This is a genomic window from Ruegeria sp. CDSC002, from assembly GCF_059610905.1.
On sequence record NZ_JBXWOM010000001.1, the window covers coordinates 652,937 to 675,221 of the forward strand.

At 57.1% G+C, this 22,285-nt stretch carries 25 protein-coding genes and 1 tRNA gene; 10 read left to right on the forward strand and 16 right to left on the reverse strand.

What is annotated here, in order from left to right:
- The first annotated feature begins 13 nt into the window (after window positions 1-13).
- Complete coding sequence (locus tag AC2FJE_RS03300) at window positions 14-901, forward strand: ABC transporter permease (RefSeq protein WP_108858966.1); 888 nt, start codon at window positions 14-16, stop codon at window positions 899-901.
- On the forward strand, window positions 898-1,704 hold the full coding sequence (locus tag AC2FJE_RS03305; protein ID WP_496753576.1) for an ABC transporter permease: 807 nt from the start codon (window positions 898-900) through the stop codon (window positions 1,702-1,704). Before AC2FJE_RS03300 ends, AC2FJE_RS03305 begins: the two co-directional genes overlap by 4 nt.
- Before the next feature lie 104 nt (window positions 1,705-1,808).
- Here AC2FJE_RS03305 and AC2FJE_RS03310 read toward each other — a convergent pair.
- Window positions 1,809-1,885, reverse strand: a tRNA-His gene (locus AC2FJE_RS03310).
- 47 nt (window positions 1,886-1,932) lie between these two features.
- Complete coding sequence (locus AC2FJE_RS03315) at window positions 1,933-2,415, reverse strand: GNAT family N-acetyltransferase (protein WP_496753574.1); 483 nt, start codon at window positions 2,413-2,415, stop codon at window positions 1,933-1,935.
- Between the two features lie 77 nt (window positions 2,416-2,492).
- Here AC2FJE_RS03315 and AC2FJE_RS03320 point away from each other — a divergent pair, with 77 nt between their 5' ends.
- Window positions 2,493-2,681 (forward strand): DUF6324 family protein, encoded by a 189-nt coding sequence (locus AC2FJE_RS03320; RefSeq protein WP_058274816.1) that lies wholly within the window; start codon window positions 2,493-2,495, stop codon window positions 2,679-2,681.
- A gap of 4 nt (window positions 2,682-2,685) precedes the next feature.
- Here AC2FJE_RS03320 and AC2FJE_RS03325 read toward each other — a convergent pair whose 3' ends face one another.
- Window positions 2,686-3,117 carry an MmcB family DNA repair protein gene (locus tag AC2FJE_RS03325; protein WP_058274815.1) on the reverse strand — a complete coding sequence of 144 codons (432 nt, stop codon included), beginning with the start codon at window positions 3,115-3,117 and terminating at the stop codon, window positions 2,686-2,688.
- 116 nt (window positions 3,118-3,233) lie between these two features.
- Between AC2FJE_RS03325 and AC2FJE_RS03330 the strand changes: the two genes are divergently transcribed.
- The gene (locus AC2FJE_RS03330) at window positions 3,234-3,554 is read left to right on the forward strand and encodes an ArsR/SmtB family transcription factor (protein ID WP_496753572.1); all 321 of its coding nucleotides are present in this window, start codon (window positions 3,234-3,236) and stop codon (window positions 3,552-3,554) included.
- Entirely contained in the window at window positions 3,551-3,976 is a 426-nt protein-coding gene (locus AC2FJE_RS03335) for an SRPBCC family protein (RefSeq protein WP_496753570.1), read from the forward strand. Before AC2FJE_RS03330 ends, AC2FJE_RS03335 begins: the two co-directional genes overlap by 4 nt.
- A gap of 255 nt (window positions 3,977-4,231) precedes the next feature.
- On the opposite strand, the gene AC2FJE_RS03340 is transcribed toward AC2FJE_RS03335, so the two are convergent.
- On the reverse strand, window positions 4,232-4,528 hold the full coding sequence (locus tag AC2FJE_RS03340) for a hypothetical protein (RefSeq protein ID WP_472723480.1): 297 nt from the start codon (window positions 4,526-4,528) through the stop codon (window positions 4,232-4,234).
- 94 nt (window positions 4,529-4,622) lie between these two features.
- Here AC2FJE_RS03340 and AC2FJE_RS03345 point away from each other — a divergent pair, with 94 nt between their 5' ends.
- Window positions 4,623-5,402 carry a helix-turn-helix transcriptional regulator gene (locus AC2FJE_RS03345; RefSeq protein ID WP_496760627.1) on the forward strand — a complete coding sequence of 260 codons (780 nt, stop codon included), beginning with the start codon at window positions 4,623-4,625 and terminating at the stop codon, window positions 5,400-5,402.
- Between the two features lie 154 nt (window positions 5,403-5,556).
- Here AC2FJE_RS03345 and nusB read toward each other — a convergent pair whose 3' ends face one another.
- From nusB to AC2FJE_RS03365, 4 genes are all read right to left on the reverse strand, one after another.
- Window positions 5,557-6,039: a transcription antitermination factor NusB gene (gene nusB / locus AC2FJE_RS03350; protein ID WP_058274810.1), complete on the reverse strand. Its 483-nt coding sequence runs from the start codon at window positions 6,037-6,039 to the stop codon at window positions 5,557-5,559.
- Window positions 6,036-6,587 (reverse strand): 6,7-dimethyl-8-ribityllumazine synthase, encoded by a 552-nt coding sequence (locus tag AC2FJE_RS03355; protein ID WP_058277314.1) that lies wholly within the window; start codon window positions 6,585-6,587, stop codon window positions 6,036-6,038. Before AC2FJE_RS03355 ends, nusB begins: the two co-directional genes overlap by 4 nt.
- A gap of 2 nt (window positions 6,588-6,589) precedes the next feature.
- The gene (gene ribB, locus AC2FJE_RS03360) at window positions 6,590-7,711 is read right to left on the reverse strand and encodes a 3,4-dihydroxy-2-butanone-4-phosphate synthase (protein ID WP_282118783.1); all 1,122 of its coding nucleotides are present in this window, start codon (window positions 7,709-7,711) and stop codon (window positions 6,590-6,592) included.
- A 112-nt stretch (window positions 7,712-7,823) separates the two neighbouring features.
- The gene (locus AC2FJE_RS03365) at window positions 7,824-8,411 is read right to left on the reverse strand and encodes a riboflavin synthase (protein ID WP_496753568.1); all 588 of its coding nucleotides are present in this window, start codon (window positions 8,409-8,411) and stop codon (window positions 7,824-7,826) included.
- Between the two features lie 141 nt (window positions 8,412-8,552).
- Between AC2FJE_RS03365 and AC2FJE_RS03370 the strand changes: the two genes are divergently transcribed.
- The 3 genes from AC2FJE_RS03370 (at window position 8,553) to AC2FJE_RS03380 (ending at window position 13,080) form a co-directional block, all read left to right on the forward strand.
- Entirely contained in the window at window positions 8,553-9,851 is a 1,299-nt protein-coding gene (locus AC2FJE_RS03370) for a capsule polysaccharide biogenesis protein (protein ID WP_496760628.1), read from the forward strand.
- 80 nt (window positions 9,852-9,931) lie between these two features.
- The gene (locus tag AC2FJE_RS03375) at window positions 9,932-11,083 is read left to right on the forward strand and encodes a polysaccharide biosynthesis/export family protein (protein WP_282118786.1); all 1,152 of its coding nucleotides are present in this window, start codon (window positions 9,932-9,934) and stop codon (window positions 11,081-11,083) included.
- Window positions 11,083-13,080 carry a capsule polysaccharide biogenesis protein gene (locus AC2FJE_RS03380; protein ID WP_496760629.1) on the forward strand — a complete coding sequence of 666 codons (1,998 nt, stop codon included), beginning with the start codon at window positions 11,083-11,085 and terminating at the stop codon, window positions 13,078-13,080. The genes AC2FJE_RS03375 and AC2FJE_RS03380 overlap by 1 nt, the downstream gene beginning before the upstream one ends.
- Here the strand turns inward: AC2FJE_RS03380 and ribD are convergent.
- The 6 genes from ribD to AC2FJE_RS03410 form a co-directional block, all read right to left on the reverse strand.
- Window positions 13,077-14,177, reverse strand: a complete 1,101-nt coding sequence (ribD, locus tag AC2FJE_RS03385) for a bifunctional diaminohydroxyphosphoribosylaminopyrimidine deaminase/5-amino-6-(5-phosphoribosylamino)uracil reductase RibD (RefSeq protein WP_496753562.1) — start codon at window positions 14,175-14,177, stop codon at window positions 13,077-13,079. The two genes, AC2FJE_RS03380 and ribD, sit on opposite strands and share 4 nt — an antisense overlap.
- Window positions 14,174-14,644: a transcriptional regulator NrdR gene (gene nrdR, locus AC2FJE_RS03390; protein WP_058274803.1), complete on the reverse strand. Its 471-nt coding sequence runs from the start codon at window positions 14,642-14,644 to the stop codon at window positions 14,174-14,176. Before nrdR ends, ribD begins: the two co-directional genes overlap by 4 nt.
- A 121-nt stretch (window positions 14,645-14,765) precedes the next feature.
- Window positions 14,766-15,179 (reverse strand): secondary thiamine-phosphate synthase enzyme YjbQ, encoded by a 414-nt coding sequence (locus tag AC2FJE_RS03395; protein WP_109311975.1) that lies wholly within the window; start codon window positions 15,177-15,179, stop codon window positions 14,766-14,768.
- Between the two features lie 18 nt (window positions 15,180-15,197).
- Window positions 15,198-15,599, reverse strand: a complete 402-nt coding sequence (locus AC2FJE_RS03400; protein ID WP_282118790.1) for a hypothetical protein — start codon at window positions 15,597-15,599, stop codon at window positions 15,198-15,200.
- Between the two features lie 78 nt (window positions 15,600-15,677).
- Window positions 15,678-16,226: a DUF4166 domain-containing protein gene (locus AC2FJE_RS03405; RefSeq protein ID WP_496753561.1), complete on the reverse strand. Its 549-nt coding sequence runs from the start codon at window positions 16,224-16,226 to the stop codon at window positions 15,678-15,680.
- The gene (locus AC2FJE_RS03410; protein ID WP_496760630.1) at window positions 16,227-16,775 is read right to left on the reverse strand and encodes a thiol-disulfide oxidoreductase DCC family protein; all 549 of its coding nucleotides are present in this window, start codon (window positions 16,773-16,775) and stop codon (window positions 16,227-16,229) included.
- Window positions 16,776-16,925: 150 nt separating this feature from the next.
- Here AC2FJE_RS03410 and AC2FJE_RS03415 point away from each other — a divergent pair, with 150 nt between their 5' ends.
- The gene (locus tag AC2FJE_RS03415; protein ID WP_496760631.1) at window positions 16,926-17,963 is read left to right on the forward strand and encodes a helix-turn-helix domain-containing protein; all 1,038 of its coding nucleotides are present in this window, start codon (window positions 16,926-16,928) and stop codon (window positions 17,961-17,963) included.
- A gap of 192 nt (window positions 17,964-18,155) precedes the next feature.
- On the opposite strand, the gene rpoD is transcribed toward AC2FJE_RS03415, so the two are convergent.
- Window positions 18,156-20,144: an RNA polymerase sigma factor RpoD gene (rpoD, locus tag AC2FJE_RS03420; RefSeq protein ID WP_058277324.1), complete on the reverse strand. Its 1,989-nt coding sequence runs from the start codon at window positions 20,142-20,144 to the stop codon at window positions 18,156-18,158.
- 114 nt (window positions 20,145-20,258) lie between these two features.
- A complete protein-coding gene (gene dnaG, locus AC2FJE_RS03425) occupies window positions 20,259-22,208 on the reverse strand; it encodes a DNA primase (RefSeq protein WP_496753555.1) in 1,950 nt (649 codons plus the stop codon).
- Window positions 22,209-22,285 lie beyond the last annotated feature (77 nt).

Consider the following 22,285-nt stretch of genomic DNA (forward strand, 5'->3'; position numbering starts at 1 on the left):
CAAGAGGCCCGCCATTTTCTCGTTTTGCACTGATCCCGATACGCTGGGCACGTTCCGCTGGTTTTCCTGCTACCTCACCAACGGCGTGCACTGGTCGTTCTACCTGTCGTTCCTGAAGGTCCTGCTGTTGCTGGCCGTCACAGCGCCCGTAGCGTTGAGTTTCGGGTTCGTTGGTGCCATGGCCGCCCGCTCGCATATCCCCCCCGTCAGCTGGCTGGGCAAGGGCTATATCGCGATTGTACGGGGTGTGCCGGACATCGCCTTCTTCATGTTCTTCGTGATCGCCCTGGATCAGGCTTTTGAATGGACGCGCCATAAGATCCTTTGCCCCGATTGGCCGGACCCGATCCGCCAGGGCAACGACTTCATCGTTTGCCAGTCGGCAAAACTACCGCTCAGCACCGCGCCGGAATTTGTGCATGAAACCTATGGTTTCTTCCTCGCGGTGATCACCTTCTCGATCGTTTTCGGAGCTTTTGCGGCCAACGTGCTGTTTGGCGGAATGCGGGCGGTTCCCCATGCGCAGCTGGAAACAGCAGCTGCATATGGTCTGTCCCCCAGCCAGACATTCTGGCGCATCCTCGTGCCGCAAATGTGGGTTTACGCCCTGCCCGGTCTGTCGAACCTGTGGATGGTGCTGATCAAAGCCACCCCACTGCTGTTCCTGCTGGGTATCGAAGACATCGTCTATTGGGCCCGCGAATTAGGCGGGACCAAGACCACGAAATTCACCCAATACCCCCATGGCGACTGGCGGATGTGGTACTTCCTGGCTCTGCTGATCTTCTACCTCGGCATGACCCGCGTCTCAGAAATCGGGCTTGAAAAGCTGATGCGCCGCCTGTCCCACGGACAGGCCACATCAGGCGGAGAGCTTCTGCGCAAGGAGACCACCGCATGAGCTGCATCCAGACCATCCAGGATTACGGCCTGCGTTCCCTGGGCCTTGGTGAGCGGCTACTGCCGCGCAACGATTTTACCCTGTGCGAGCAATTCACCCTGATCGGTTCAGGCATGATCTGGAATATCTATTTCGGCATCATGGCACTGGTCACCGGGTTCTTTCTGGCAACCGCCGTGGCAATGGGAAAAGCATCCACCAACAAGTGGCTGCGCAAACCATCCGAGTGGTTCATCTTTATCTTCCGCGGCTCGCCGCTGTTCATCCAGTTCTTCTTTGCCTACTTCTTCTTCCTGTCGCTGAAGAAGTCCTATCCCATGTTCGACGCCCTGACGTCGGCATGGCTGGGGGCGTTGATCGTTTTGTTCCTGAACACCGCCGCCTATACCGGTGAGATCTTCTATGGCGCGCTGCGCTCGATCCCCAAGGGTGATATCGAGGCCGCTGATGCCTATGGCATGTCGGGCTGGTCACGGTTCCGTCGGATCATCTGGCCCACCATGCTGCGTCTGGCTTGGCCTGCCTACACGAACGAAGCAATCTTCCTGTTTCACGCCACTACACTGGTCTTCTTTTCGGCCTTCCCCGCCTGGCAACAGCGTGGCGACGCGCTGTATTACGCCAGCTATTTCGCCGACAAGACGTTCAATCCGTTCATTCCCTACCCGATTCTGGCCTTTTACTTCATCCTGCTGACACTAGTGGTTGTCGGTGTTTTTGGGCTGATCAACAAACGGCTGAACCGGCACTTGCCAACAGCCAGAAAGGCCAAGATGAGGTTCCGTCTGAACCTGGCGCGCTAAGTCAGGCAACCAAACAATTCGGCAGCCGGGCTTGTTTTTGGCCCGGTTTTTTCTTTCCGAGAATCTCAGGAAAGTACTGAGAAAGCGTTATGAATAAGGGAAAATGGTACCGCCTGCTGGATTCGAACCGGCGACCTCTGGATCCACAATCCAGCGCTCTAACCAACTGAGCTAAGGCGGCACTCGTGAGGGGCGATGTACCGAACACGCGCAGGGAATGCAAGAGAATTAAAGACGAATTTCCCAGCTTTGTTCGACAAGATCACAGCCAAAAGAATGAACCTTTTTGCTGCCGGTTAATTGCCATCCGGATGCCCTGTAAAGTGCACAAGCTGCCCGATGGCTTTCATGCGTCCACAAGGCCATATCACGATAACCAGAATCGCGGGCGAACCCCATGCATGTGTTGAGCATACGTTTACCCAAGCCCTGTCCACGGGCCTCTGGCATCAACAGAAACAACCTCAATTTTGCGGTGTGGTCGTTCAGCGCGACACAAAAGATACTGCCAAGGCGCGCGCCACCCTGCTCCGCGATCCAGCCCCGCTCTCGTGTCGGATCGTGCGCGTCAACGAATTCCGCCAGAATCCGTTCAACGAGGGGCGCGAAAGTGTCATCAAACCCCTCGTCTAGCTGATAGAGGCGACCGTGCTGTTCTACCAACCAGGGCGCATCATCTGGTCGGAATGGTCTGATCAGAATATCATTCATACCTTACCTGACCTCAAAGGCGGCTTGATTCTCAACCCTTTGCGCGCTAGCAGGAACGCTCAGTCCCGGAGGCACAAATGGGCATCAACACCGAACGTGACATTCAGGCAAACCTTCAGATCGGCCCGACCGACCACGGCATGGTGCGCCTGTTCATCGAGGCCGACGGCGTCGAAATTCCGATGGATTTCGAACCTGAAGAAGCGGAAGAAATCGCGGACGAAATCCTCGCCGCCGTGCAAGCTGCCCGGATTGTAAAAGACTGACAGTTCAAATTCTTGGATCACGCAATGCCTGCAATCTGCGGGCAGTATCTGTTGCAAACTTCTGAATCATCTTCTTGCGCCGCGCAGGTGCCAGCTTATCTTCCGGTGCCATTCGGATAATTTCGGCGTCATAAGCATCTGCGATGATCAGCCCGGTTTCCTCGGGCAACAGATCGGTTGGGAAGTCGGTATCCACGGCCCAGAAAAAGCGATCACACCAATCCAGATACCCCTGCCATTTGGAATCCGTCAGATAATCTGCGCGGCTGGATTTGCACTCGATGACCCACAGTTCCCCCTTGGGGCCCAATCCCATGACGTCGACGCGCAGACCGCGGGTAGGGACAAATTCCTCAACAGATACAAAGCCATGCGCCAACAAGTGGCGCGAAACCCCACGGGCCAGTTTTTGTCCGGGCTGTAAATCCAGTGTCATTCCTGAAATGTGAACAATTCGTGAACAAAAATCAAGCACCTGAAAGACCCTTGACATGATACCATCTGGTATCCCATAAATTGCAATACCAAATGGTATCACTACTGAGGTGACCAATGCAGACGCAAATTCAAAACGCATTCCGCGCCCTAGCGGACCCGACCCGACGGGAGATCGTCCAAATCCTTGCCTCCGGCGATATGACCATCGCTCAGCTGACCGATCAGTTCGATATGACCCGTGCGGCGGTCAAAAAGCACCTGACCGTTCTTTCCGATGGCGGCCTCATCACCGTCGAGGCGCGTGGACGCGAGCGCATAAACCGACTGGAGCCGAATGGATTGGACCCCATCCTCGACTGGTTTAGCTATTTTGACCAGTTCTGGGATGATCGCCTGAACAATCTGAAGGAAGCTATTGAAAGGAATAAAAAATGACGAATGCAGTTCTGCAAAAGCAAATTTTCCTGAGGGCCACGCCGGAAACCGTATGGGCCTATTTGACCGAACCCGCCCGCTTGGCAGAGTGGTTTCACAAACCAGAGCGTCCGTTGGCCGCCGGTCAGAAGCTTGAGATGTTCGGTACATCCAGTGGCGATCTTCTGATCTGGGGTGAGGTACGCGCTGCCCGTCCGCCCGAATATCTCGAATATACATTTACCATCAAACCCATGGGAGACGCTGTTAGTGTCGTAAAATGGACGCTGGTCCCGGTACCGGGCGGTACCCGGCTGGGCTTGGTTCACGAAGGGCTGCCGCAAGGCGCAGAGGCATTTGGCCTGATCCTTGCACTCGATGACGGTTGGGACGAACATTTGGGCAAGATGCGCAATGCGCTGCACGAAACTGTTGACGCCTGACCCCTTGTGCAAACCCGCCGCAACCCCTACTTAGGCCCGTGGCGGGTTCTGCCCTTCTTGTGATTGGTAGCATTCTGGTGGCCTTAAGCAATTCCGAGGGGGCTGGCTCTGTTCAGGTCCTGGCCTGATTACCTGGCGCCCACCTGTACATACAGGTCCTCGGGAATCACACCGCACGGTTGACTGGCGGTCCCGCCACATAAACTTATCTCTCGCCCGGTCTGGGTGAGTCTTCATTTTCCGAAATAAGTTGGCTCAGCCCTTGTCCACCGCCACGCGGGCGGGTTCGAATTTGGCCGCAATAGGTGTACCGCGTCTAGGGCCCTGCGGCTTTTCCGCCATACTCATGATCGCGTAAGCGAACTGAACACCGGCGAAAACAATGCCATTCATGAACCAGATCATTGCCAGAGCGATTAACCCGATCTCGGATCCGAAAATCAGGCCGCGCAAGTTGGCCACGTTCAGCGCCAGCAGTACCCCGACAAACACGGCTGAGATGACAAATCCCCATGCAACTTGCGTGATGTAAAGGCGGATCAGTTTGGGCACGACAAAGCTCCTTGTCTGATACCGTGATGATAGCGCATGGTCGTGCTGAGTAAACCGCGGCCTCAACGGGTGCGACACTATATTCGGAGTCTCTATGAATGCCCTCAGCCTGTTCACGCTTGATCTTCTCGAAGAGCTGTCATTGCGCCATGATGATCAGGAACGTTGGGAGTTCACGTTAGACCGTCTGAATGAGATCGGGTTTAACGCCCTGAACATGCTTTGTTTTACACCCGAGACTGGCGCCATTCATTGGGTTCGAAGTTCAATGTCCAAAGGTTGGCTGAACCGCTATGACAGCCAAGGTTACGCCGAAGCAGATCCGATGCTGGCGCAGGTTCAAAATGGCAAGGAAAGCCTCTACGTGCAGGCCGCAAGCCTCCGATCCGCGGACGGCCATTCCTCCAAGGCGCTGGGTCTGAACCACGATCTGGAAAAGGCCGGATATATTCACCTTTACTCTCTGGTGGTTCCCTGCCCCGACAACGAGGCCAAGCTTGTGGTTCTGTCATCGGACAGACCGGACGCCCAGGTTCAGATGACTGAACGGCAGCGCGAAATGCGTGTCCTGGCAACCGTGCTGGCCACCAATCTGGGATCGGATATCCCCAGCAATCACGGTCGTGTGTACGACATCGCCAGCATTGCTCCAACCGCTCCGGACCTGACGCCACGAGAGCTGCAGGTCCTGAACCTTTTGGCTCTTGGGCACCGAAACGATAGAATCGCCGAACTTTTGAACCTCTCGGAAGTTACGGTACAAACCCATTTGAAGAATGCGCGCGAAAAATTGAGAGCCCCGACCCGAGAATCCGCACTGGTCCGTGCGATGCAACTTGGCCTGATCAATCCGCCGGGCTATCGGAATCGATAGGTGGCACGCCGGCTACGTTCCGGTAAAATGTTGGTGTCTTTGGAAAAAACTGTGAGTGGTGGAGGCCGAAGACTTGTTTGAACAAGTGTATTTTTAGATTTCAGGCGCAGCGCTTTGTGTGGCTGCGCCTTATTCTTTTGGACTAAGGCTTTACTCAAAACGCCTCTGGCTGCGCCTCGCGGGCCATGTGATCCAAAACTGCGTTGACGAATTTCGGTTCTTTACCTTCCGGGAAGAACGCGCGCGCCACATCAACGAACTCGGTGATGACGACCTTTGGTGGCGTATCGCCTTGGGTCAGTTCGGCCCCGGCTGCACGGAAGGTGGCGCGCAGGGTCGGGTCAATGCGCGCGATGGGCCATTTGGCGACCAAAGCGCGGTCGGTCATCTGGTCAATCGGTGCCTGATAATTCACCGCGTCTTCAACCAACTTGCGGAACACGCGGATATCGCCGTCCAGCATTTCCTCACCCTCATAGACAGCGCCAAACCGATGATCCAAAAACTCGTTCACGACTGCTTCCGTCGTTTGGCCCGATTGCTCCATCTGGAACAGCGCCTGCACGGCATAAAGCCGGGCGGCGGATTTCATCAGGCGTTTCTGGTTGGCCGGTTTCGGCGCGTCTGTCTGGGTCATGCTGTCGTGGGTCCGTTGTTGTCGCCCGCCACAAGGATGGACTCGGACGGCGGCTTGAACCCGACGCCCTTTTTGGAAGAGCCCCACTTACGGCTGAGTGCAATCAGATGCAAGGCCGCAGCTGCAGCGCCGCCACCTTTATTCATCTTTTTAGGATTTGCGCGGACTTCGGCCTGATCGTCATTTTCGACCGTCAGGATGCCATTCCCAATAAGAAGACCCTGCAGACCCATCAACTGGATCGCCCGGCTCGAGTCGTTGCACACCGTTTCATAGTGCGTGGTCTCGCCACGAATGACACAGCCCAGCGCCACGTAGCCATCATAGTTGCACTGGCGATCTGCCATGGCGATGGCGGTCGGGATTTCAAGCGCGCCCGGAACCTCAACAACTTCGCAGGTACCGCCAGCGGCTTCGATCTCGGCCATGGCACCAGTAACCAGATTGTCGGCAATGGCGCGATAGAACGGGGCCACCACGATCAAGAGTTTCACAGGCTTGTCGAATGTCGGCGTTGGCAGTACGCCATGTTTGTCTTGTTCAGCCACGATCAATCATCCTTGAGAATGGAACGGGTTCCGACGATGGAGATTCCAAACGCGTCGAGACCCAGATATTTCGTTTCCGGTGTATCGGTCAGCAACACCAGTTCCTGGATACCCAACTTGGACAGGATCTGCGCCCCTAGACCGGTTTGCTTGATGGTGCGCGGGCCTTCGTCATCGGTTGCGTATAGCGCGTTGCGCGGTTCACGAAACAGGCAAACCACGCCGCGTCCTTCGGCGGCGATCTTTTCCATAGCACGCGGCAGTTCCTGCGGCGATTTTGGACCCAGGCCCAGAACATCAGGCGCTTCATGCAGTGCATGGGTTCGGGTCAAAACCGGCTCGGGCGTGGTGATGTCACCCTTGATCATGACGACATGTTCGATGCCATGTGTCTGATCCGTGAACAGACGCATTTCCCATTCGCCGCCGTATTCTGACGTCACAGTCCTGCGCGAGGTTTCGACGACCAGATTGTCGTTGCGCGAGCGATACGTGATCAGGTCGCTGATCGTGCCGATCTTCATGTCATGTTCTTTGGCGAACGCGACCAGATCAGGCAGGCGCGCCATGGTGCCGTCGGGCTTCATGATCTCGCAAATCACCCCTGAGGGGTTCAACCCGGCAAGCCGAGAGATATCGACCGCCGCCTCTGTATGACCGGCGCGCACCAGCACCCCGCCCCGTTTGGCGCGCAGCGGAAAGATATGACCCGGTGTCGCGATATGCGCCATCGTGTTCTGTTCGTTGATTGCTGTTTCAACGGTCAGCGCGCGATCTGCTGCCGAGATGCCGGTTGACACGCCTTCGCGCGCCTCGATGGAAACGGTAAACGCGGTTTCATGACGGGATGAGTTGTTCACAGCCATCATCGGCAGGCCAAGGGCGTCGACGCGCTCTGCCGTCATCGGCAGGCAGATCAACCCGCGCCCATGGGTGGCCATAAAGTTGATCGCCTCGGCATCCGCAAACTCGGCCGCGATGACCAGATCACCCTCGTTCTCGCGATCTTCATGATCGACCAGGATATACATCCGGCCCTTGCGCGCCTCTTCGATGATATCTTCGATCGGGCTGATCGCGTCGCGCAGCTGGGCCTCGACGGGACCGGGGGTTTCAAAGCTCATGGGGCAGCCTTTCACAAGAGCGTGTCTGGACGGCTGGATAGACCACAAAGCGCTCAAATACCAGAGCGCTTGCGGCCACGGATCGTCAAAACGCGGCGTCGAAACCGTTGGGTCAGGACATCTCGGCCAAACGGGCGACGTACCGCGCCAACGTGTCAATCTCGAGGTTCACCTGATCACCGACCGAGACATCGCCCCATGTTGTCACCTCTTTGGTGTGGGGGATGAAATTGATCCCGAAATCGCAACCGTCCACGTCATTGACCGTCAGCGAAGTTCCGTTCAGCGCAACTGATCCCTTGGGCGCGACAAAGCGGGCCAATTCCTTGGGCGCGCGCAACGTTACTCGGGTGCTGTCGCCTTCGTCCTGCAGGGCAACAACCTCGGCCACGCCGTCGATATGGCCGGAAACGATGTGCCCCCCCAGTTCGTCCCCAACCTTGAGGGCGCGTTCAAGGTTCACGCGTTTGCCAACTTGCCATGTGTTCAGATTGGTTTTCGACACCGTCTCGGCGCTGATCTGCACATCGTACCAATCATCCCCAAGGGCAATCACAGTCAGACAGACGCCGTCACTGGCGATGGATGCGCCAATATCAATACCCGCAGTGTCATAGCCGGTTTTGATCCGAGCACGCAGATCCCCTTGCTGGTCCAACTCGGTAACAATTCCGATATCGGTGACGATCCCTGTGAACATTGCTTTCACCCTTAGCTTATAACCTGTGCGTATGTGTAACCGCCGAGGTAAGCCCAAGAAACGCTGCGGGCAAGCCCTGCCTTGCCTGGATTGATGTATACAGGCATAATTTTGGTACCAAACGATAAAGAGCAGTCCCGGATGCACCCACTCGCCACGCGCTCGCATCGCCGTGTATTCCTGTTTTTGCAGGGACCGCATGGCCCTTTCTTTAGCGCACTGGCACGTGCTTTGCGCGCCGCCGGGGCTGATGTTCTGCGCGTGGGGTTTAACGCGGGCGATGAAGCGTTCTGGTTTGATCGCAGCACCTACATCCCGTTTTTAGACAATTCCGAGCAATGGCCCGAAACCCTTAGGGAACTGATCCGGTCACAGTCGGTCACAGATATCGTTCTATACGGCGACACCCGCCCGGTTCATGCCAAAGCTGCGGATGTTGCGCGCGAAGTGGGCGTGACTGTCCATGTCTTCGAAGAGGGGTATCTGCGCCCGTGGTGGGTCACTTACGAACGGAACGGATCAAATGGACACTCACGGTTGATGTCTTTGGACGTCGCCCAGATGCAAGATGCGCTTGACCAGTCCGAGGCACCAGTTCCACCGCCACCGTCCCATTGGGGCGATATGCGGCAACACATATTCTACGGTGCGCTTTATCACTGGTTTGTCCTGTTCCTGAACCGGAGGTACTCCAACTTCAAGACGCACCGGGAATTGCCTGTATCAACAGAGTTTCGCCTGTACTTCAAACGGCTTGCGCTGATGCCTTTCCACAGAATTAGGCGTCGCTGGGCCACCATGCGCGTTCGGCAAAACGGTGCACCCTATCACCTGGCCCTGTTGCAACTGGGTCATGACAGTTCGGTGCAGGCCCATTCAGATTATACCTGCATGTCGGACTTTTTGGAGCATGTCATATCAGGTTTTGCCAAAGGCGCTCCGGCCCATCACCTTCTGGTTCTGAAGGAACATCCGCTGGAAAACCATCGCGAGCCACTGCGCCGTAGGGCGCGCGAAATAGCTCGCGCGCATCAAGTGGCGGATCGCGTGCACTACGTTCCCGGCGGCAAACTGGCTGGATTGCTGGATGACGCGAACACAGCAGTGACGATCAACTCTACGGCCGGTCAACAAGTTCTGTGGCGCGGAATCCCTTTGCGCAGTTTTGGAAAGTCCGTGTACGACAAACCCGAGTTTGTTTCACAGCAACCCATTGCCCAGTTCTTTGCCGACCCGGACGTACCGGACCACGGAGCCTATCGGGCTTACCGGAAATTTCTATTGAAAACCAGTCAGTTACCCGGCGGCTTTTATTCACTGCGTGGGCGACGGCAACTGCTGCGCCGCGCCGCCGACATGCTGTTGCAGTCGCATGATCCCTACCAGTCCGTTTTGTCCGACAACGAGGCGTCGACGCCACAGTTGAAACTCGTCGAATAAGCTGGGTTGGTTGGTGCTGGATGTTGAACCCCGATCAAGCTAAGTTGACGCAAACAAAAGACGACTGAGGATAATCGGCAGTGCAGTGCTTTCCAATTCGCTGGGTGCGAGGGGCCGCCCTTGTGGCTGTATGTGGCGTGCTGGCCGCGTGCCAGCTCCCTAAATCTGGCCCCAACAAGTCCGAGATTTTGGCGGGTTCAGTTGAAAATGGTGGCAATGCCTTTGTCGTCGAGGTGGATGACAGGGTCGCACGAGCGACATCCAAAATCCCCCAATTCGGTTTCTCGTCTTCCTTCACCAGCGCGCAAAGCCTGACGGCGGATACCGTTCGCCCTGGAGACGTGTTGGGATTGACGATCTGGGAAAACGTCGATGACGGCCTGCTGTCAGGTGAAGTCGGATCCTCGACCACGCTGAGTGAAGTTCAGGTGGACGCCGACGGATTCATCTTCGTGCCATATGCCGGACGTGTGCGTGCGTCTGGAAACACACCCGAGCAGTTGCGTCAGGTGATCACTGCAAAACTACAAGATCAAACGCCAGACCCTCAGGTCGAGGTCCGCCGGTCCGCCGGGGATGGCGCAACTGTCGCGGTGTCTGGAAGCGTCGCGGCGCCGGGAATTTATCCAATCGAACTCCCGACCCGTACGTTGACCGGCATGCTGTCAGAGGCCGGAGGTGTATCAACTGGTGTAGGTGCATCAGGTGGTACTGACATTTCGCTCGTGACATTGATCCGCGGAAACCAAAAAGGGACCATCTGGTACGATGACCTGTTCAGCAATTCCAAGCTGGATGTGGCCCTTCGCGGCGGTGACCGCATTCTGGTCGAAGCGGACAGCCGGTCGTACATTGCCCTTGGTGCAACTGGCGGTCAGTCGCGCGTGGCGTTTGACACGCAGGACCTTTCGGCGCTTGAGGCTTTGGCGCAAGTCGGTGGCCTGCTGTCGCTGTCTTCCGATCCAACGGGGATATTTATCTTGCGTGACGAACGTCAGGATATCGCACGCTCGGTGATGGGCCGTCCGGACCTGCAGGGCGATCAGCGTATGATTTACCTGCTAAACCTGACGGCACCAAACGGTCTGTTCATTGCACGGGATTTCGTCATTCGCGATGATGACACTATTTACGTGACCGAAGCACCATATGCGCAGTGGACCAAGTCTATTTCCCTGATCTCCGGTGGCCTTACACCCCTGGCCAATGTCGCCACGCTGACAGGCAACTGATGTCGCCTGAAACAACAGCCGGGTCTGAACGTACCCGGCTGCTTGTCTACAATGGTGGTTTCCTGACATCCCGCCGAATTCGCCGAATATTGTCCCTGTCCGGTTACGACATCCGGATTGGCTTGCACAAAGACGGTGATGCCGTCGGAGTTTGGGGCAACAGCCCGACGGCCCATCGCGGCCTTGCTGTTGCGGCTCGGCATAATGCCCCAGTGCTGCGCGTCGAAGACGCCTTTCTTCGGTCTTTGCATCATGGCCGCAGCGGAGAGCCGCCTCTTGGCCTGTTGCTTGATCGATCCGGCTTACATTTCGATGCGGCTCAGGCGTCCGATCTGGAAACGCTGTTGGCCACCGATCCCTTGGACGACACCGCCCTGCTGAACCGCGCACGGGGCGGGATTGAACGGATGCGCGACCTGCATCTTAGCAAATACTCGGCCTTTGATCTGACCGCTCCGCCCCCTGACCCCGGCTATGTACTGGTGGTGGATCAGGTCCGCGACGATGCGGCTGTGACGGCCAGCGCTGGGGATGAGGCCCGGTTTCGCGAAATGCTGGTCATGGCGCAGGAAGAGAATCCTGGCGCCAAAGTTCTGATCAAGACACATCCCGAAACCATCGCCGGGCATCGTTCAGGCTATTTCACCACCGCTGACCAAACCGATCGCGTCTCGGTCATCAGCACACCGGTTAGTCCGTGGGCTTTGTTGGAAGGTGCGGTTGGCGTTTACACCCTGTCCTCACAGATGGGGTTCGAGGCGATTTTGGCCGGACATAAGCCGCGTGTTTTTGGCCAGCCCTTCTATGCAGGTTGGGGACTGACGCAGGATGAAGCACACCTGCCACGCCGCCAACGCAACCTGACGCGCGCGCAATTGTTCGCTGCAGCGATGATCCTCTATCCAACCTGGTACGATCCATACCGGGACCAGCTGTGCGAGTTGGAAACCGTTCTGGACACGCTTGAGGCGCGAGCCCGCGCCTGGCGTCAGGATCACAAGGGATGGACCGCCTCGGGTATGCGCCTGTGGAAACGCAAACATCTGCAACGGATGTTCGGGCGTGAGAAAACGGTCCGCTTCACCGACGATCAACCAGCGCAGTCAGATCGTCCTCATATGGTCTGGGCAAGTAAAGCCAAGGGCACGGAAAGTGCCGTCCGGGTCGAGGATGGCTTTCTACGCTCGCGCGGGCTGGGCGCAAAACTTGTACCGCCCCTGTCATTGGCAACGGACAATCAGGGGATCTATTACGACCCGACGCATCCCAGCCAACTGGAAGGGTTTATTGCCGCCCGGGAAACTCTGCGGCCAGATCAGGAATTGCGTGCCGAAAGGCTGATCGCTCAAATCGTGTCCGCCCAAATCACCAAGTACAACACAGGGGTTGGCGCACCGGATTTGCCTGAGGGGCATCGCATACTCGTCCCCGGTCAGGTTGAAGACGATGCTTCAATCCAGTTGGGCACCAGCACTGTTCGCACAAATACCGATCTGTTGCGCGCCGTGCGCGAGGCACACCCAAACGCCATTCTGATCTACAAACCGCACCCCGATGTCGAAGCGGGCTTGCGCGATGGGGCAGTCGAGGCCGCAGCCCTCGCCGATGTCATCGCCACCCATTGCGACCCGGCAGCTCTGCTGTCGCAGGTCCAGGAGGTCTGGACCATGACCTCATTGCTAGGGTTCGAGGCTTTGATGCGCGGTGTCAGAGTGACCACCCTGGGCGCGCCTTTTTATGCGGGTTGGGGGCTGACGAACGATTTGGGAACCGTCCCAGTCCGCAGGGGCGCACGACCAACGGTTTTAGGTTTGGTTCACGCGGCGCTGATCGATTATTCCCGGTATATGGACCCTGTGACAGGTGAGCCCTGCCCCGTAGAAGTTGCGGTTGAACGGCTGTCACAAGGTGCGGCGCCCGCAGGCGGTCCACTGCTTCGAGTTTTGTCAAAACTACAAGGCGCATTCGCGACCCATGCACATATCTGGCGTCGTTAACGCAGCGCCCGCGCCCAACGGTGCATGATGTCCGGCCCGATGACCTGGGTCTCGATCAACTCAAAACGCGGGGCATTGTCCAACTTGTCCAGCCCAAGCGTGCCGATGGCTGACAACCCTTCGGCACCGATCGCAAGCCCGGCGGTGAACCCGACCAATTCATCGACCAAATCCGCAGCAACCAGCGACGCCGCCAATGCCGCCCCGCCCTCGCAGAATACGCGGGTCAGACCTGCTTTACCCAACTGCTGCAACAAGTCCGCTGCATCGATCTGGTGATCGTCCAGCGCGCAAGGCAGCAGTTGCGCCCCAAGCCCGTCCCACGCGCGGGCGCGCTCGGCATCCGGGGATGGGCCGTGACATAGCCATACGGGTATCTCAGCAGCCGTGCGCGCCAGCTGCCCCAACAAGGGAATGTCCAAATGGCGCGAGACCACAATTCGCACAGGCTGAGCGTCGACCCCTATATCCCGAACGGTCAAGGATGGGTCATCGGCGCGCGCGGTGCCCGCCCCGACCATCACCGCATCATGGCGTGATCGCACGGCATGCACGGCACGCCGCGCCTTTGGGCCGGTGATCCATTGACTGTGCCCCGTGGCGGTGGCGATGCGCCCATCAAAACTGCTAGCCAGCTTCAGGGTTACGAAAGGACGCCCCTGTTCGGTTTTCAGGAAGAACCCCGCAAGATCCTGGGCTGCTTGGTCAGCCAGAACACCGGTGACAACTTCGATCCCCGCCTCGCGCAGCATGGCAAAGCCCTGCCCCGCAACACGCGGATCGCTGTCTTCGATGGCCGCGACAACACGGGCCACACCGGCAGCGATCAGGGCCTCGGCGCAAGGGGGTGTTTTACCGTGATGGGCGCAGGGTTCAAGCGTGACATAGACCGTGGCACCCCGTGCCGCGTCTCCGGCTTGTGCCAGCGCTTGGGGTTCGGCGTGCGGACGACCACCCGGCTGGGTCCAGCCGCGTCCCACAATGCGCCCGTCACGCACGATCACGCAACCGACCGCTGGGTTTGGCCAGCACGTCCCTTGACCGCGCCGGCCCAAAGACAGGGCAAGCGCCATGTATCGCTTATCTGTTTCGCTCACTCGTCCGTCGAAGGCTGCGGCGGGCGCAGTTCGTGGACAAACTCCTCGAAGTCATCGGCCGCCTGGAAATTCTTGTATACGCTCGCAAAGCGAACATAGGCGACGGTGTCGATCCGCGCCAGAGCTTCCATAACGATCTCGCCAATTTTGCTGGACGGGATATCGGTCTCGCCCATGCTTTCCAGGCGACGCACGATACCAGAAATCATCTGGTCAATACGTTCCGGATCAATCGGGCGTTTCTGCATCGAAATGCGGATCGAACGTTCCAACTTGTCCCGATCGAAATCTTCGCGTTTGCCGTTGGTTTTGATTACCACCAGATCACGCAACTGGACACGTTCGTAGGTCGTAAACCGCCCCCCACACGCGGGACAGAACCGACGCCGACGAATGGCCGCATGGTCCTCTGCCGGGCGTGAATCTTTGACTTGAGTATCGATATTTCCGCAAAACGGGCAGCGCATCCACCGTCTCCTCGTCCCTGGTTCCGCCTCTTTTTGTAAGCACTATGACTTACTTATCCACAACTATAGGGTAGCCGCTAGGATTTGGGTAGTCGGAAATTTCCACCGCAACATAAAGGGGTCAGGCGAAATGCGCCGCGACCTTTCGCACATGCGCTGCGGTGCGGTGTTCAAACAGGTAAATGCCCTGCCATGTTCCCAGCACCGGTTGCCCCGCGGACACAGGAACAGAAAGCGATACAGGTAAAAGTGCCGCCTTGATATGGGCGGGCATGTCGTCGGGGCCTTCGTACGTATGGCGCAGATAGGCCATAACCGGGTTATCAGACGGCGGCACCAAACGTTCAAAAAAGGCGTGCAGATCTGTTTGCACCTCAGGATCAGCGTTTTCCTGAATGGTCAGCGAACACGACGTATGCCGCACAAACAATGTCAGCAAACCATCGCCTGAGACCGAGTTAAGCCAGTTGCGCACGTCCCGGGTGAATTCGTACAACCCTGGTCCGTTCGTCGAAATAATAAACTCGGTCTGCATATGGCGATCAGTCCTCGATCAGTCGCGGAATGGGCGGATGTTGCAACGTCCGTTTGCCCCCTGAACCGACATGCTTTCGCCAGCCTTGAAACCGACTGAGATCGAACTGCTTTGCTGGGCAACGTTTGTAGGTTGCTGCAGCGAGAATTGAACAGCCGTGCGGCGGCCCGTTGCTTCGCTGGGACCATAGCCGCGCACCACATAAATACGTTGCTGCCAACCTGCACCCAAAGTCCGGCGCGCAAAGTCTGCAGCCGCGCACCAATACCCGTCCACGTCCTGACGGGCCCGCGGGATCACTTCGAACATATTGCTGTTGACGGCAACCGTCTGAAATCCGTTTCGCGCAGCCGAGGCCGACGATAGGGGCACAGACAGCAAGATCGCGGCAGAAACCGCCAATGTCATAACCTGTTTCATTATCATACTCTCATTCATTTCGAGGTAATTTCTCAAATAGTGTACATTCTTACCGGGCAAAGCTGGTTCACAATCAATTCAGTCAACACGGGTCCTCGCGTGATCGAACGTTAGCCAGCCCTGATACCGGATCAAAGCCCCAACAAGCGGCATCCGGGCCGACACGTCAAACCGGAACCGTCCTTCATCATCCTGCCATTCCTCGGTCTTTGATTGCGGCAGAAGCACCTTCGGGAAAGGAACTCGCAACAGGCTGAGGCGCATGATCTGGATCTCTAACCTCTCGGGTACAAATACCGGCTTTAACCATACGGAGACCTGCCCAAACTGCTCGCAGACACATCCCTGGTCCTGGTCTAAAGTCAGCCGCGATCGGGTGATGTGTCCATCGAAATCGCGCGTCCATATCCAAGCGTTTCCCTCTTGCTCGACCCTGAGACGCACCGGGATGTCGTCACCCCCGGACGGCATGCCGGCAAAACGCAACGCGAGTTTGGCCAGCCACCCCTTGCCCGGCGTGACTGAGCATCGCCCGGAATAAAATCCGCCCGTGCTGTGCAAGGCCTGCAGCGCCTTGGGCAGGTTCGTGCCCACGGGCAAGGCTTGCAAAAAGGGATCAGGGTGCACTCAGAACCCCTCAGGCAGAAAGCGAGCTTGCAGCGTTTTGTCCGGGATCATGCAGGTCGGCGAACGTCCGAAGATTGCGTACCGGTTTCTGGCGATTACATAGTACAGCGGGTCTTTGATGATGCGAGGAAGAAACCTGCAGACCGAAAGAACCCACCAAAACCCCGGCAACTTGCGCATCGCTGCTGCGAAAGCATCCAACCGTTGATGAACCACGCCATCGGTAACGACGAGATTGGTTTCAAAGTCCCGCGTCGGTAGTCCGAGGTGAGAATACAGCCTTTGCCCCAATGGCGACTGCGCGGTGGCAAATTTGAACCGCTGCGCCTTGTCCCGGGCGGCCATGAAACGAAAAAACCCAGAACATAGAACGCATTCGCCGTCAAAGACGATGAAATCCTGACCATCCGCCGCATCTGTTGCCAGTCTGGTCATGCCAGTTACGCTCGTTAACCCGTTTTGACGCACATTCGCATCACTGCGCATTCCGGGCAATGCGACACTGGGCCATTTTTGCGAATTGATATGTGTCGGGGAGCCTCGGGTCATCTGCGCGACAAGTTTCCTGGGCTCTGACCTCATCCCCACAAGGCTTAACCCGACAGCACGCGGAAAATACGTATGACACCCAATGTAGTCTTGCGAAATTCTGCCATTGTTATTTGAATAGATGACAGCGGCCGGAACAAATGCCGCGAAATGAAATACGCTGCTAACTCGGGTTTGAACATGGACGTCGATATTGCCCGCATTCAAGTGTTGTCCAAAACACTAGATCAAAGGGCAGAAGATCCTTCGATTGGTGATCGCGTGCTGGCCAAATCCGGTCTGAGCCGCAGCGACATTGCGCCACCTGCAACAGCCTATAGCGCGCACAAAGAGGCGTTGTTTGTCCGCTACGCCTGCGACGCGCTCAATGACATCACCTTTTCGGCCAGTGCTGGGCTTGGCTTCATGTCGTCCTCCAGCCTGACGGCGTATATCAGTAAATACTCGCGTGATCTGAAGCAGGTGATCGAAAACTCGTCGCGGTTTCACGGGATGATAGACCCGGCGTTATTCTTCAGTCTGCGCGTTTCCGGAAATTTTGCTTCAATCGAAGCCGACTGGAAGGATGCCAGTTTTGCCCGATATCACCGTCGTACCGAATTTTTGATTTTCGCGGCACTCGCCCGCATACGCTCGTTAACGCAGACAAGTTTTTTTCCTATCGAAATCCGCTTTCAGCACGAGGTCGGCGAAGCCGGAAAAGAGTTTCAGAAACTAGCGGGCTTTCCTGTGTCCTTTGGTGCAGAACGGTTGGAAATAATACTGACGCTGTCTTCATTGGATCTGCCGGTGCCGACATATGACCCCTCCCTGCGCGAGCATCTTCTGTCATATGGCGACAGGGTTCAGGCCGAAAGTGACCAGCCCGCGCAAAAACTCAGGGCGCAAGTCGAGGGGCTGATCACCCGGTCGATGCCCGGCGCGATCATTCAGGCGGACGACGCAGCCTCGAACCTTGGGATGAGCCCGCGCACGTTTGCCAGACGGCTGAACAATGAAGGCACAAGCTATCGTGAGATTGTCGAAGACTTGAGGTGCGATCTGGCGCAGACCTTTATCACCAACGGGATGCCCTTGTCGGAAATCGCCTATTCGCTGGGTTATGCGGATCAACCTGCGTTTTCTACGGCCTTCAAACGCTGGACCGGTCAGGCACCCAGCGCGTTCCGCACTCGGTTGGGACCGTAACACGGAAAGGGTGGCCGGGGGTCGTCAGCGGCACAGCCTCGCCCCGGCCTGTCCCATGAGTGGACAAGGCAGAAATAGGGGCCACATCGCCGCATGACTTGTGAGTTCTCGCCAATTTGAGGTTTGAACCGGTCACCGTGATAACGCGTGAACGGATAAGAAAAAGGCGCCTCGATTGAGGCGCCTTTTTGATTACTGATCCAGGAAGGACCGCAATTTGCGCGATCGGCTGGGATGTTTGAGCTTGCGCAGCGCTTTCGCCTCGATCTGACGAATACGTTCGCGGGTCACGCTGAACTGTTGACCAACCTCTTCCAGAGTGTGGTCGGTATTCATACCGATGCCAAAACGCATCCGCAGAACACGTTCCTCACGCGGTGTGAGCGAGGCCAGAACCCGGGTGGTCGTTTCCTTGAGGTTTTCCTGAATGGCGCTGTCCAAAGGCAGCACAGCATTCTTATCCTCGATGAAATCGCCCAGTTGGCTGTCTTCCTCGTCGCCAATCGGCGTTTCAAGGCTGATCGGTTCCTTGGCGATCTTCATCACCTTGCGAACCTTCTCAAGCGGCATCTGCAGCTTTTCGGCCAGTTCTTCCGGAGTCGGCTCACGTCCGATTTCGTGAAGCATCTGACGACCGGTCCGGACCAGCTTGTTGATCGTTTCGATCATGTGAACCGGGATACGGATCGTACGGGCCTGATCCGCGATGGAACGCGTGATCGCCTGACGGATCCACCAGGTCGCATAGGTCGAGAACTTGTACCCGCGGCGGTATTCGAACTTGTCCACCGCCTTCATCAGGCCGATGTTGCCTTCCTGAATAAGATCAAGGAATTGCAGGCCACGGTTCGTGTACTTTTTGGCAATCGAGATCACCAGACGCAAGTTGGCTTCGACCATTTCCTTCTTGGCCTGACGCGCCTCTTTTTCACCCTTTTGAACTTGCTGCACGATGCGGCGGAATTCAGGGATGTCCAGGCCGACATACTGACCGACCTGAGCCATATCGTTGCGCAGTTCCTCGACCTTGGCGGTCGAGCGTTCGATGAACATCTGCCAACCCCGGCCCGGCTTTTCTGCCATCTCGGTCAGCCAGTTCGGGTCCAGTTCGCGTCCACGATAGGCGTCGATAAACTCACGACGATTGATGCGCGCCTGATCCGCCAGTTTCACCATCGAGCTGTCCAGAGACATGATGCGACGGTTAATGCCGTACAGCTGGTCGATCAGCGCTTCGATACGGTTGTTATGCAGATGCAGACCGTTCACCAATTCGACGATCTCAGATCGCAGCTGTTGATAGGTCGCCTCTTGTTTTTCCGAGAAGGTGTCGTCTTCGTTCAGGGTCGCCGAGATCCGGCTATCCTGCATTTCCGACAGCATCGAGAAGTCGGTCGAGATCCGTTCCAGTGTGGTCAGAACCTGATCTTTCAGCGCGGCTTCCATCGCGGCCAACGACATGTTGGCCTGCTCGTCGTCGTCATCATCGTCATCGTTATTCAGCGGGTTGCCATCAGCGTCCAGCTCGGGGCCGGTGTCCTTGGCGGGTTTTGCCGCCTGAACCGCAGACGTGTCGACAACCGGCTCTTCAACATCCCCGTCTTCGTCTAACTGGTTGCCAAACGTGGCCTCCAGATCAATGACGTCGCGCAACAGAATGTCTTCGGACAACAATTCGTCGTGCCAGATGGTGATCGCCTGGAAGGTCAGCGGGCTTTCGCACAGACCGGCAATCATGGTGTTGCGACCGGCTTCGATCCGTTTGGCGATGGCAATCTCGCCTTCGCGGCTCAGCAGTTCGACGCTGCCCATCTCGCGCAAATACATGCGGACCGGGTCATCTGTGCGATCCAGCTTTTCAGCACCAGCACCCGCCAGCGCAACCTCTCGGTTGCTTTCTGCAGCAACCAGTTCGGTCGAGCCTTTGTTCTCTTCTTCCTCGGCCTCTTCATCTTCGATGATGTTGATGCCCATCTCGGACAGCATCGACATAACGTCTTCGATCTGTTCCGAGCTTACCTGATCAGGCGGCAGAACCTGATTGAGCTGGTCGTAGGTGATGTAACCTTTCTCGCGGGCCTCGGCGATCATTTTCTTGACGTTGGCCTGGCTCATGTCCAGCGAGATTTCCTGTTCCTGCTCGTCGGATTTGCGGTCTTCGTTTGTATCCTTGGCGGCCATTCAATGCTCCTGCAGGGATGGGTGATTCGTTTGTACCGAATCATTAGCGCGTAGAAGTGATTCGGCCACCCGTTTACCCGTTTTTCTTTTCCAGTGCCTTACGAAAACACCACTTTAGCGACGTTTCCGTTCAAAATTGATGCCAGACATGATCGCCTGAAACGCGTCTTTCTCGTCGCGGTTGATTCGTGCGCCGTTATCGGCGATGTCAAAAACCGCCCTATCCTCGTTCTGACTGCGGCTTGTGCGGTTACGCTCTTCGGCGGCCTGGGCCAGCCGGTATGTCAGCGCTTCATCAGCCAGATCAGACAGTTCCTCTGCAGCTTCGGCAATCTCGGCATCCAATCCCCGGAGCGCTTTGATTTTCGCGAGTTCCTCGGCCAGAGTCATCTCGGCCTTTTCGACGTCGCCTGGTTTGAACACACAAGGGATTACTGCGACATGGCGAAGGGCCAGCAGGTTTTCAAGGATTTCGCCGCCCAAAGTTTCAAAAATGTGGTCTTTCAGATGCTCTGGGTCGTCGATCGCATGCCGAAGGATGGCGGCGCGCAAGGCGGCATGATCGGGATCATGGCACTCCATTTCTTCAAGCTGATGTTCGAATTGAACCACAACGGTGGGATTCAGGATGGCGATTGCCAGAATTGCAGCCTCGCGCATCTGGATATCCGCGGTTTCTGAAGACGCCAGAAAAGATGAACGCGCACCTGGGGTTGCTGGTTGTTTCGGAGGTTGCCATTTGCCGCGTGGCTGCCATTGGCGATTTTGCGGCTGACGTTGCGGGCGGAACAGTTGCCAGCGCAGGTCTTTGATCTCTTGCCCGTAATGCGCCCGGATCGAGGGGTCGCGGATCAGTTTGATCTTGTCCCTCAGTGACTTATCCAACGCAGCTTTGCGTTCAGGGCTGTCGAACACCTTGCCCTCTGTCTCACGCTGCCACAGCAGTTTGACCATCGGGATCGCGCCTTCAAGCACTGATTTCACAGCTGCCGGACCCTCAGCCCGCAGCAGATCATCGGGATCCTTGCCCTCGGGCATCAGAGCAAAGCGTAGGGATTTCCCGGCCTCTAACAGTGGCAACGCCAGATCAACGGCCCGCATCGCGGCACGCAGACCGGCCGTGTCGCCATCCAATGCGATGATCGGCTCATCCGAGACACGCCAAAGGAGTTGCAATTGATGCTCGGTGATTGCCGTGCCTAACGGGGCGACCGACGCCCCGAATCCAGCTTCGGCCAGTGCGATCACATCCATGTACCCTTCGGCCACGATCAGAGGTTGCCCTTTGCCTGCGGCCTGACGCGCAGGGCCGTGGTTATAAAGACTGCGCCCCTTGTCGAACAATTCCGTTTCGGGCGAGTTCAGGTATTTCGCATTGTCATTGGGGTCCATTGCCCGACCGCCAAACGCGACGCACCGCCCGCGCGGATCGCGGATAGGGTACATGATCCGATTGCGGAACGTATCATAAGGCTTTTTGCCCTTGTTCGAAGGTTTGGCCAGCCCGGCCCCAAGGATCAGGTCCTCGGCCACGTTCTTGCCGCGCAGGTGATCCCACAAACCTTGCCAGCCATCAGGCGCAAACCCGATCTCCCACCGCTCCAACGCCTGTGCATCCAATCCTCGACGGGTCAAGTAATCGCGCGCGGCGCCCCCTGCTCCGGTCTTGAGGTGCAAGCGGAAGAATTGCGCGGCCTGCTCCATGACGTCGGCCAGTTGCGACCGGCGGTCCTGTTTTTCCTGTGCCTTTGGATCGCGTGCAGGCATGGGCAGGCCTGCCTCGCGCGCCAAAATTTCAACCGCTTCGATGAATGAGACATTCTCGGTCTCTTTCACAAAGCTGATCGCATCGCCTTTGGCATGGCACCCGAAGCAGTAGTAGAACCCCTTTTGGTCATCGACGTGGAAGGACGCGGTCTTTTCGTGGTGAAACGGGCATGGCGCCCACATGTCCCCCTTGCCCTGGTTGGACTTGCGCGGATCCCACATGACTTTACGCCCGACAACCTGAGACAGGCTCAGGCGGGTGCGTAGTTCATCCAGAAATCCGGGGGGCAGAGACATGGGTCAAACCTGACAGAAACAAGAACGCGCGCCAAGGGTATGACGCGCGTTTGTCCACAGGGAAATGATGGGGCTGT

Excerpts from the sequence above, each read along its gene's own strand:
- AC2FJE_RS03305 (WP_496753576.1), top strand. The coding sequence starts at position 898 with ATGAGCTGCATCCAGACCATCCAGGATTACGGCCTGCGTTCCCTGGGC.
- AC2FJE_RS03315 (WP_496753574.1), bottom strand. The coding sequence starts at position 2,415 with ATGAATGATATTCTGATCAGACCATTCCGACCAGATGATGCGCCCTGG.
- AC2FJE_RS03320 (WP_058274816.1), top strand. The coding sequence starts at position 2,493 with ATGGGCATCAACACCGAACGTGACATTCAGGCAAACCTTCAGATCGGC.
- AC2FJE_RS03325 (WP_058274815.1), bottom strand. The coding sequence starts at position 3,117 with ATGACACTGGATTTACAGCCCGGACAAAAACTGGCCCGTGGGGTTTCG.
- AC2FJE_RS03330 (WP_496753572.1), top strand. The coding sequence starts at position 3,234 with ATGCAGACGCAAATTCAAAACGCATTCCGCGCCCTAGCGGACCCGACC.
- AC2FJE_RS03335 (WP_496753570.1), top strand. The coding sequence starts at position 3,551 with ATGACGAATGCAGTTCTGCAAAAGCAAATTTTCCTGAGGGCCACGCCG.
- AC2FJE_RS03345 (WP_496760627.1), top strand. The coding sequence starts at position 4,623 with ATGAATGCCCTCAGCCTGTTCACGCTTGATCTTCTCGAAGAGCTGTCA.
- nusB (WP_058274810.1), bottom strand. The coding sequence starts at position 6,039 with ATGACCCAGACAGACGCGCCGAAACCGGCCAACCAGAAACGCCTGATG.
- ribB (WP_282118783.1), bottom strand. The coding sequence starts at position 7,711 with ATGAGCTTTGAAACCCCCGGTCCCGTCGAGGCCCAGCTGCGCGACGCG.
- AC2FJE_RS03365 (WP_496753568.1), bottom strand. The coding sequence starts at position 8,411 with ATGTTCACAGGGATCGTCACCGATATCGGAATTGTTACCGAGTTGGAC.
- AC2FJE_RS03370 (WP_496760628.1), top strand. The coding sequence starts at position 8,553 with ATGCACCCACTCGCCACGCGCTCGCATCGCCGTGTATTCCTGTTTTTG.
- AC2FJE_RS03380 (WP_496760629.1), top strand. The coding sequence starts at position 11,083 with ATGTCGCCTGAAACAACAGCCGGGTCTGAACGTACCCGGCTGCTTGTC.
- nrdR (WP_058274803.1), bottom strand. The coding sequence starts at position 14,644 with ATGCGCTGCCCGTTTTGCGGAAATATCGATACTCAAGTCAAAGATTCA.
- AC2FJE_RS03395 (WP_109311975.1), bottom strand. The coding sequence starts at position 15,179 with ATGCAGACCGAGTTTATTATTTCGACGAACGGACCAGGGTTGTACGAA.
- AC2FJE_RS03400 (WP_282118790.1), bottom strand. The coding sequence starts at position 15,599 with ATGAAACAGGTTATGACATTGGCGGTTTCTGCCGCGATCTTGCTGTCT.
- AC2FJE_RS03410 (WP_496760630.1), bottom strand. The coding sequence starts at position 16,775 with ATGACCCGAGGCTCCCCGACACATATCAATTCGCAAAAATGGCCCAGT.
- AC2FJE_RS03415 (WP_496760631.1), top strand. The coding sequence starts at position 16,926 with ATGAAATACGCTGCTAACTCGGGTTTGAACATGGACGTCGATATTGCC.
- rpoD (WP_058277324.1), bottom strand. The coding sequence starts at position 20,144 with ATGGCCGCCAAGGATACAAACGAAGACCGCAAATCCGACGAGCAGGAA.
- dnaG (WP_496753555.1), bottom strand. The coding sequence starts at position 22,208 with ATGTCTCTGCCCCCCGGATTTCTGGATGAACTACGCACCCGCCTGAGC.